Source organism: Pseudomonas sp. 18.1.10, from assembly GCF_024655625.1.
GTDB lineage: Bacteria > Pseudomonadota > Gammaproteobacteria > Pseudomonadales > Pseudomonadaceae > Aquipseudomonas.
The window spans coordinates 1-1,989 of the sequence record NZ_JANLGL010000432.1 but is presented as its reverse complement, the minus strand read 5'-3'; the positions used below and the strand labels follow the sequence as shown (position 1 = coordinate 1,989).

Below are 1,989 nucleotides of genomic sequence, written 5' to 3'. Positions count from 1 at the left end.
GCTGGGTCAGCCAATACATATGCAAGCTGACCCACCGCCTTCGCGAGCAAGCCCGCTCCCACATTTGATCCCATTCCAATCGGGTTTTTGAGGTGTCGGTCAGGTTCCCATAGAGGTTAGAATCCCCGCCTAGTCCAGAGTAAGTACTTATGTCCCAAGAGCTATCCGCCGAACAGATCCAACAGGCCCTGCAAGGCATCAGCGTGCCGCCCCAACCGCAGATCATGGTGGATCTGCAGATGGAGCAGTACATGCCTGATCCGGACCTGGAAGTGATCGCCCGGCTGATCGCCCAGGACCCGGGCCTGTCTGGCGCGTTGCTGAAGATCGTCAACTCGTCCTACTTTGGCCTGAGCAACAAGATCGCCTCGATCCAGCGCGCCGTGAACCTGCTGGGCAGCCGTTCGATCATCAACCTGATTAACGCGCTGTCGATCAAGGGCGAGATGAGCGACGACACCATCGTCACCCTCAACCGCTTCTGGGACACCGCCCAGGACGTGGCCATGACCTGCCTGACCCTGGCCAAGCGCACCGGCGCCCAGGCGGTGGACGAAGCCTACGCCCTGGGCCTGTTCCACGATTGCGGCGTGCCGCTGATGCTCAAGCGCTTCCCCAATTACATGGCGGTGCTCGAAGAGGCCTACGCCAACGCCGGCCCGGACTGCCGCGTGGTGGACACCGAGAACAACGCGTTCAACACCAACCATGCGGTGGTCGGCTACTACACCGCCAAATCCTGGCGCCTGCCGCAGCACGTGACCGACGCCATCGCCAACCACCACAACGCCCTGGCGATTTTCAGCGATGAATCGTCGCGCAATCCGCAGCTGAAAAACCTGCTGGCGATTCTGAAAATGGCTGAGCACATCTGCTCGTCCTACCGCGTGCTGGGCAACCAGGCGGTGGACCATGAGTGGAATGCCATCAGCCACCTGGTGCTGGACTACGTGGGCCTGTCGGACTACGACTTCGAAAGCATGAAGTTGTCGATCCGCGAACTCGGCGCACACTGACCCTTCCGTTTACGAGGTACCTATGCCCGAGTTGCCCGAAGTCGAAACCACCCGGCGCGGTATTGCACCGCACCTGGAAGGCCAGCGCGTCAGCCGCGTGATCGTGCGCGAGCGGCGCTTGCGCTGGCCGATCCCGGAAGACCTCGATGTGCGCCTGTCCGGGCAGCGCATCGTGTTGGTGGAGCGGCGGGCCAAGTACCTGTTGATTAACGCCGAAGTGGGCACGCTAATCAGCCATTTGGGCATGTCGGGCAACCTGCGGCTGGTGGAAGTCGGGCTGCCGGCGCTCAAGCATGAGCATGTGGACATCGAGCTCGAATCCGGCCTGGCCCTGCGCTACACCGACCCACGGCGTTTTGGCGCGATGCTGTGGAGCCAGGACCCGCACAACCACGAACTGCTGATCCGCCTGGGGCCGGAGCCGTTGACCGACCTGTTTGATGGCGAGCGCTTGTTCAAACTATCCCGTGGCCGTTCGATGGCGGTGAAGCCGTTCATCATGGACAACGCGGTGGTGGTGGGCGTGGGCAATATCTATGCGACGGAAGCGCTGTTCGCGGCGGGGATCGACCCGCGTCGTGAGGCGGGCGGTATTTCGCGGGCGCGTTATTTGAAGCTGGCGATTGAGATCAAACGCATCCTGGCCGCTGCGATCGAGCGGGGCGGTACGACATTGCGCGACTTTATCGGTGGGGATGGGCAGCCGGGGTACTTCCAGCAGGAGCTGTTTGTTTATGGCCGGGGGAATGAGGCGTGCAAGGTGTGTGGGACCGAGTTGCGCAATGTGATGCTGGGGCAGCGGGCGAGTGTGTTTTGCCCCAAGTGCCAGAGCTGATTGCTAGGTGATGGCTGATATCGCCTTCGCGAGCAAGCCCGCTCCCACATTCGACCGCATTCCCATGTTGGAACTCGGTCAACTGTGGGAGCGGGCTTGCTCCCGAAGGCGGCATCAGCCTCACATAAAACAAGAGGC

2 protein-coding genes are annotated in these 1,989 nt (G+C 61.6%); both read left to right on the top strand.

Annotated elements, in window-relative coordinates:
- The first annotated feature begins 203 nt into the window (after nucleotides 1–203).
- The gene (locus NUV89_RS29490; RefSeq protein WP_257784091.1) at nucleotides 204–1,016 is read left to right on the top strand and encodes an HDOD domain-containing protein; all 813 of its coding nucleotides are present in this window, start codon (nucleotides 204–206) and stop codon (nucleotides 1,014–1,016) included.
- 22 nt (nucleotides 1,017–1,038) lie between these two features.
- Nucleotides 1,039–1,851, top strand: a complete 813-nt coding sequence (mutM, locus tag NUV89_RS29485; RefSeq protein ID WP_257784090.1) for a bifunctional DNA-formamidopyrimidine glycosylase/DNA-(apurinic or apyrimidinic site) lyase — start codon at nucleotides 1,039–1,041, stop codon at nucleotides 1,849–1,851.
- Nucleotides 1,852–1,989 lie beyond the last annotated feature (138 nt).